The organism is Fretibacterium sp. (genome assembly GCF_057312375.1).
The window spans coordinates 1-6,799 of sequence record NZ_DBHLDX010000082.1; the positions used below are offsets into that span (position 1 = coordinate 1).

Sequence of the window (6,799 nt, forward strand, 5' to 3'; positions counted from 1 at the left end):
GGCCTGTCCCTGCCCTTCCTCTGGATTGCAACCATGGGCATCTACAGCCCCGTGTGGTACCTGACGAGGGCACAATCACTGAACCGCATGAACTCTCCCAAAAAACTGCCTCTCCTCGCCACGATTGTCCAACTGGCGCTCTGCCTCGGCGTCCTGATCCTCCCAGGCTCCTGGGAAGAGATGGGGGTGGATGCCGAAACGGCCTCGACATACAACAACTACGTGTTCAGCGCGAGCTTTCTCCTCTCCATCTGGCTGGCCTTCCGCGTCAAGGACATCCTTTTGGCTCATGCCTCCCAATACCTTGAGAAGGCCGTCGTCGTTCACACCATCGCGCCATCGACGGTACTTCTCGTCGTCTTCGGCCCCCTCTACCTTCAAACTCAGATCAACAAGATGATCTTCATGGAACTCTTGACCCCCAGCGTCTAAGGCGCGGCGGACAAATTTATCGAGAATGGAGTGACGGCCCATCATGGCTTTGTTACAGATCGTACAGTGGGATGAGAAGATTGACAGCGGCGACGTCTTCGCATGGCGTTGGACGGATGCCAAGGCCCCGGCGCGGAGCAACGAGCTGGGGAACTGGACTCAGCTGATCGTCCAGGAGGCCCAGGAGGCGATCCTCTTCCGCGACGGACAGGCGCTGGACCTCTTTGGTCCCGGACGCTACACGCTCTCCACCGAGAACGTTCCCGTCCTGCGGCACCTCCTCAACCTGCCCACGGGAGGCGAGAGCCCCTTCAAGGCATGGGTGTGGTTCATCAACAAGGTGAACGTGCTGGACGTGAAGTGGGGAACGCAGACCCCCATCCTGCTCCGCGATCCCGAATATCAGGTTCCGCTGCCCGTCCGGGCCTACGGCCAGTTCGGCATCCGCATTAAGGAGAGCCGACAGTTCCTGCTCAAGCTGGCGGGCACCCGCACGCAGATCACTCGCGAGGACCTGGTGAACTCGTTCCGGGGGCTCCTGCTGAGCCGCATCGGCGACATGATCGCCACCTATATATCGCAGAAGAAGATCAGCATCTTCGACATCAGCGCCTACCTCCAGGACATGTCGGACGAAGCGGTGGAAGTCCTGCGCCCTGTGTTCAACGAGTACGGCATCGAGTCCGTGAATTTCTTCTTCGGCTCCATCAACGTCCCGGACGACGACGAGGCCGTTAAGGACCTGAAACGGGCAATGAGCGAGCGGGCGCGCATGGACCTGAAGGGGTACACCTACCAGCAGGAGCGCTCCTTCGACGTGCTGGAAACGGCGGCCCAGGACGCCGGGGGAGAGAGCGGCGGGAGCTCCCTGATGGGTGCGGGCGTCGGTTTGGGCGCGGGCATGGGGCTGGGCGGCGCCATTGGACAGATGGCCGCCCAGATGGGACAGTACGTCAACCCCCTCGGACAAGGCACTCAACCAGCCAGCCCGACCGTGACCCCGTCGGCTTCGGACGTGAGCTGTCCCAAGTGCGGCAAGTCCTGCCCATCCACAAGCTCCTTCTGTCCTGCGTGCGGAGCGCGGCTTACGGAGGAGCAGAGCCCTGCCTCGACGTCCGCGCACAAGTGCCCGAAGTGCGGCAAGCCCTGCGCGGAGGACAGCAAGTTCTGCCCGCATTGCGGCCTGTCCCTCTCCTGCCCCAACTGCGGAACACGGCTCGAAATGGCGTCGAAATTCTGCCCCGAGTGCGGGAAACCCCTTCTGCCGTAAGCGGCACGCATCACGAAAGGAAGGATCGTCATGAGCATCAGAAGCGCTATCGACAAACTCCATCAGGTTTTTAACCTCGCCCTCGTCTTTTCCCTCATCGCCGTCACAGCGGGCGTCTTCATCTTCTTCCTGACGACGCCGGAGGGGCGGGGAACGACGTTTTGGATATCCATGGCCTCCCTCGCCTTCGCGCTGATCCTGGGCCTGCTCTTCTCCACGAAGTTCGCGCTTTCCAGCGGCCGGGAGGCTCCGGGCAATTTCTCTTACCTGGGCATCCTGGCGGCCTACCTCGTCTTCGTCATCGCTGCCTCCGTCCTCAACGTCTACCTTAAATTCTCGACGACGACGTACTTCCTCATTCACGTCGGAGGAGTAGCCGCCTTCCTCCTCCCCCTCCTCCTGATCAACATGACGATGCTGAAGCACGGGGGCGCAGACCGCAGGGAACAGAGGGAGGGACGTCTGGCCCTCTCGCTCAAGGCAAGCCACCTCCAGGACCTGGTCAAGAACCTTGAGCTCTCCCTCAACCTTCCCGGAGAGGACTTCTCCCCCCTCCTTCGTCTGGCGGACTCCCTTCAGTACGCGGACCCCACCCCGGCCTCCAGGAGCACGGAGAACGTCCTGAGCGACGCCCTGGGCACCCTGGATGGGACCATCGCCGCCCTCACGAACGGCACGGAGGCGGATCGGGTCGAAAAGTGGCAGGCGGTGCTGGCGGCCTGCAACGCCGCGGAGAGCGCCCTGAAACAGCGCGACATGGAGGTCATCAACGCAAAATAAGAACTGTGGCCCTGAGGAACCCTCAGGGCCACAACTTATATGCATCCTCCAACGGGCCGTTTCCGCTCGAAAGCGGGATCAGAACAGGCCCGTGATCTTTCCCTGCTCGTCCACGTCGATGGAGAGCGCCGCGGGCTTCTTGGGCAGGCCGGGCATCGTCATGATCTCGCCCGTGACCGCCACCAGGAACCCGGCTCCGGCGGAGAGGCGCACCTCGCGCACCGTGATGCGGAAGCCGCTGGGACGCCCCACCTTCGTCGCGTCGTCCGAGAAGGAGTACTGCGTCTTGGCCATGCAGACCAGGAGGTCGTCCTTGCCCAGATCGTGGATGACCTGAAGGTCCTTTTCGGCCTGCGGCGTAAAGTCCACGCCCTCTGCCCCGTAGATCTCGCGCGCAATGGCCCCCATTTTCTCCTTCGGGCTCATCTTCGCGTCGTAGATGAACTTGAAGTTCGAGGGCTTCTCGCAAGCTTCAACGACCTTCTGCGCCAGCTCCCTGCCGCCCTCGCCGCCCTTCTCCCAAACCTCGGACAGCGCGAAGGAGGCGCCCAGTTCCTTGCACTTCGCCTCCACCAGGGCAAGCTCCGCCTCGGTGTCCAGAGGGAAGCGGTTGATCGCCACCACCACGGGCAGGCCGAACTTCTGAACGTTCTCAATGTGCTTCTGCAGGTTGGGTATCCCCGCCTCCAGCGCCTTCAGGTCCTCGGTGCCCAACTCCTTCTTGCTGCGCCCGCCGTGCATCTTGAGCGCGCGCACCGTGGCGACCACGACGACCGCATCGGGCTTCAGCCCCGCGACGCGACACTTGATGTCCAGGAACTTCTCAGCTCCCAGGTCCGCGCCGAACCCAGCCTCCGTCACCAGGTAATCCGCCGTCTTCAGGCCCAGCCGCGTCGCCTGCACGCTGTTGCACCCATGGGCGATGTTGGCGAAGGGGCCGCCGTGGATGAACGCGGGCGTTCCCTCAAGCGTCTGCACCAGGTTGGGCTTGATGGCATCCTTCATCAGGGCGGCCATGGCGCCGGCCGCGCCGATGTCACCCGCCGTAACGGGCTTTCCGTCATAGGTGTAGGCCAAAACCATCTTCTTGAAGCGTTCCTTCAGGTCCATCAGGTCCATGGACAGGCACAGGATCGCCATGACCTCCGAGGCGACCGTGATGTCGAAGCCGTTCTCGCGCGGCACGCCGTTGGCCTTGCCGCCAAGCCCGATGACGATGTTGCGCAGAGCGCGCTCGTTCAGGTCCATCACGCGGCGGAACACGACGCGGCGCGGGTCGATGTTCAGCTCGTTGCCCTGCTGAAGGTGGTTGTCCAGCATGGCGGCGCAGAGGTTGTGCGCCGTGGTGATGGCGTGCAGGTCGCCCGTAAAGTGCAGGTTGATGTCCTCCATCGGGACCACCTGGGCGTAGCCGCCGCCCGCGGCGCCGCCCTTCACGCCGAAGCTGGGCCCGAGAGAGGGCTCGCGAAGCGCTACGCAGGCCTTCTTGCCGATCTTGTTCAATCCATCCGCCAGCCCGACGCTGGTGGTCGTCTTGCCCTCGCCCGCCGGGGTCGGCGTGATCGCCGTGACGAGGACAAGTTTGCCGTCCGGCTTCCTCGCGCGCTCCCTCAGCACCTCAGGGACCACCTTGGCCTTGTACTTTCCGTAGCACTCCAGTTCACCCTCTGCGATGCCCAACTTCTTCGCGATCTCGACGATCGGTTGGGGCCGTGCTGCCTGCGCAATCTCGATGTCGCTCGGTACGTTTGCCATCTGATCCGTCACTCCATTTCCTCTTTAGGATTTGCGCGCGCGTTTCACGCGCCGCCTTTTCACTGTCCTGCCAGACAGTGGTGTGCCGCCAACGTTTCAATGACGGCCACGTCGTCGCCCTCCATCGGGAGCTTGCACATGGCCTCATATTCCTGCCGTCCGCCAAGGGAGGTCAGGATTTCAAGCATATCGCCGCTCTCCTCGCCAAAACGGCCGGAGAGCAGGCCAAACAGGATCACTCCGCGGGAGAACCAGTTGAGGAGGTCCCGCGACGTGGACCACACGTCCGCGTAGAGCGAGGCGAAGTTGAAGTCTTCCTCCTCCGTTTCGGAGTCGTCCGCAGGCTCCGCAAAGTACCCCAGCATGTAGAAGGGGACGTTTGGGGACATAATCAGCGCCTCCCAGAACATCCGTGCCGCCGTCCCCCGGTCCGCTCCCTTCGGGGCCAGCATAAAGGCCGCGCAGAGCCTGGCATAGGCCCAGCCCAACTGGTGGTCCTCGTCCTGCATCGTCCTGCTGAGGATGAGCTGCCACTCATTCTGCTCGATCAGTATTCTGTAGTAGAGGCTCTTGACCGCGCCGTTATCGTCCAGATCGTGGCGCAGGAGGCGCTCAATCAACTCCATGGCCCGCTCGTCGTCCCCAACGCCATAGAGCGTGAACGCCGCGCGCTGCATCAACGCCAGGTACACGGTCCCAAGGGGATTTTCCTCGTAGGCCTCTTCATCGACCCCCTCCTCCTTCAGAACCGCCTCCACGGCCTCCAGCGCCCCCTGAAGGATCGACAGGCGCTCCTCGTCGTCGTCCGTCAGGTCGGCGCGCAGCAAAAGCGCCTCCGGATTGTCGGGCTCGATCTCCAGGGCCCGCGCCACCAACGCCTCCACTTCTTCCGCGTCCTCGGACTCATAGGCCCTGTCCAGAAGGGCCTCGACGTCCATTTCTTCTTCGTCCATGCAACCATCACTCCCCTCGAAAGGCAAGCGTCCGTTCCCTCTCACTCTGCCCTACTCGACGTCCCACTGGCCGCCGTTGTCGGGCTTCTTCTCCGGCGTATCCGGGGTCCTGCCTGCGGGGAGGTTTCGGAAATCACGGTTCTCCGCGCCGTCGCCACCGCGATAGCCGCCGAGAGCGTCGAGGCAGATCTCACCGCCCCACAGGAGCCCCCACTGGCGCGCCAGGTTTGCAAAGTCACAGGGCTCCACGCAAAACCACCAGATACAGTTCTTGCGGAGTTCCTCGCCGATCCACTGACGCCGGCGCTTCAGCGCATGCCAGGTGTACTCCCCTGCCAGCGGCTTGATCTTCTTCCAGCGATCCCCAAGCCACACCCAGGCGCCCTCGCTCCCCGATCGCCAGGCAACCACGGTTCGAGCCAGGGGGTCCCTGATGATCCCCATACGGTCACAGCGGTAGTCCATGATCTTGCAAAACTCAGGGTCGTTGACGTATCGGCCGCACAGGCCCGTCGCCGCGATGCGGGTCAGTCCAGGGACCTGCCCGGGGACGACGGACCCCACCAGGACACAGGTCGGAACGAGCGCTCCATCGGGTCCAAGCTGGCCGTACACCCAGCGGTTCTGGGCCGCCTGCGCGACGGGGAAGCCGTCGAAGGTGGCGTACCACCCCGCCGGCAACCCCATGGGCTTCCAGACCTCGAAATTCATGGCGTAGGGCTGTTGGTACGCTGCGATCACCGCTCCGCCCTGGGGGAAAGGCCAGACCGCAACTCCGCCGGGGGACACAGGGCAGGAGCCGGGATAGACAAAGGACGCCTCGGAGAACGACGCGCCCGAAAGGACAAGGCAGACCGACGCCACAACGAGCACAGCGCTTTTTCTAAACGACCGTCGCATATTAAGATCACTCTCCATCATCGTGCGCCGTCCTCGCGTTCAGGAGGGGCGCATACGGCACCAGAGATGTCGTTCCTACTCATTATACAGGGAATCGCAGAAATCGCACCCAATGCAACCCCCGTTCGTTCGTTCTTCTGCCGCGTCGCTTCGCCCCCATGCTATAATGGACGCAAAAGGCGATCTGCCGTCGAGGAGGGAAGGGGAACGATGCTGAGGGTAGACAACGGGCTGAGCAGCCTCCAGAGCTCGCCGTCCAGCGCCGGGGAGGCCGTATCCGGGGGCAAGGGTTTCGCTAACATCGAGGACGCGCTGAAGCAGGTTGAGGAGGCAAAGACGCGGACCTCGGAGGCCACGTTCCGGGCGTGGGACCGACACACCGACATGGTGGAAAAATCCCAGAAACTGAGGCGTATTCGTATGCGCCAGGAGGCTATTAAGCGGAGAAACCAGGAACAGCGGGAGAACAGCCGAGAGCTTATGGCGCAGGCGGCGCTCCAAAACGCCAACCGCACGAGGATGATAGAGGCCAGCGCCATGAAGCGCAAGGCGCAGGAGAGAACCGCCGGCGCGTGACCTCGCTTGGCGAATTAAACCTGTCTAAAATTGCGAAGGAGCGCACGGACTCCCGACTGAGCGCGTGCGCTCCTTTATTTAGGGAAACACTGATTAAGTCGTTAAGAACCGTCAACCGTATGGACTCCCTTCA

At 62.8% G+C, this 6,799-nt stretch carries 7 protein-coding genes; 4 read left to right on the forward strand and 3 right to left on the reverse strand.

What is annotated here, in order from left to right:
- From ACO41U_RS09460 to ACO41U_RS09470, 3 genes are all read left to right on the forward strand, one after another.
- Nucleotides 1–432: hypothetical protein (locus ACO41U_RS09460; protein ID WP_485943459.1), on the forward strand; the 432-nt coding region annotated here is incomplete at its 5' end.
- A 43-nt stretch (nucleotides 433–475) separates the two neighbouring features.
- A complete protein-coding gene (locus ACO41U_RS09465) occupies nucleotides 476–1,702 on the forward strand; it encodes an SPFH domain-containing protein (protein ID WP_485943461.1) in 1,227 nt (408 codons plus the stop codon).
- Nucleotides 1,703–1,732: 30 nt separating this feature from the next.
- Nucleotides 1,733–2,482, forward strand: a complete 750-nt coding sequence (locus ACO41U_RS09470; protein ID WP_485943463.1) for a hypothetical protein — start codon at nucleotides 1,733–1,735, stop codon at nucleotides 2,480–2,482.
- A 78-nt stretch (nucleotides 2,483–2,560) separates the two neighbouring features.
- Here the strand turns inward: ACO41U_RS09470 and ACO41U_RS09475 are convergent, their stop codons facing one another.
- From ACO41U_RS09475 to ACO41U_RS09485, 3 genes are read right to left on the reverse strand one after another with little or no spacing between them, the layout of a single operon-like run.
- On the reverse strand, nucleotides 2,561–4,237 hold the full coding sequence (locus tag ACO41U_RS09475) for a formate--tetrahydrofolate ligase (protein ID WP_485943465.1): 1,677 nt from the start codon (nucleotides 4,235–4,237) through the stop codon (nucleotides 2,561–2,563).
- Between the two features lie 59 nt (nucleotides 4,238–4,296).
- A complete protein-coding gene (locus tag ACO41U_RS09480; protein ID WP_485943467.1) occupies nucleotides 4,297–5,190 on the reverse strand; it encodes a hypothetical protein in 894 nt (297 codons plus the stop codon).
- Between the two features lie 51 nt (nucleotides 5,191–5,241).
- Nucleotides 5,242–6,090: a hypothetical protein gene (locus tag ACO41U_RS09485; protein ID WP_485943469.1), complete on the reverse strand. Its 849-nt coding sequence runs from the start codon at nucleotides 6,088–6,090 to the stop codon at nucleotides 5,242–5,244.
- A gap of 210 nt (nucleotides 6,091–6,300) precedes the next feature.
- On the opposite strand from ACO41U_RS09485, the gene ACO41U_RS09490 reads away from it, so the two are divergent.
- A complete protein-coding gene (locus tag ACO41U_RS09490) occupies nucleotides 6,301–6,666 on the forward strand; it encodes a hypothetical protein (RefSeq protein ID WP_298782014.1) in 366 nt (121 codons plus the stop codon).
- Nucleotides 6,667–6,799: the final 133 nt, after the last annotated feature.

Bases quoted from the DNA above. Each gene is read 5' to 3' on its own strand.
- ACO41U_RS09465 (WP_485943461.1), top strand. From the start codon at position 476: ATGGCTTTGTTACAGATCGTACAGTGGGATGAGAAGATTGACAGCGGC.
- ACO41U_RS09470 (WP_485943463.1), top strand. From the start codon at position 1,733: ATGAGCATCAGAAGCGCTATCGACAAACTCCATCAGGTTTTTAACCTC.
- ACO41U_RS09475 (WP_485943465.1), bottom strand. From the start codon at position 4,237: ATGGCAAACGTACCGAGCGACATCGAGATTGCGCAGGCAGCACGGCCC.
- ACO41U_RS09480 (WP_485943467.1), bottom strand. From the start codon at position 5,190: ATGGACGAAGAAGAAATGGACGTCGAGGCCCTTCTGGACAGGGCCTAT.
- ACO41U_RS09485 (WP_485943469.1), bottom strand. From the start codon at position 6,090: ATGCGACGGTCGTTTAGAAAAAGCGCTGTGCTCGTTGTGGCGTCGGTC.
- ACO41U_RS09490 (WP_298782014.1), top strand. From the start codon at position 6,301: ATGCTGAGGGTAGACAACGGGCTGAGCAGCCTCCAGAGCTCGCCGTCC.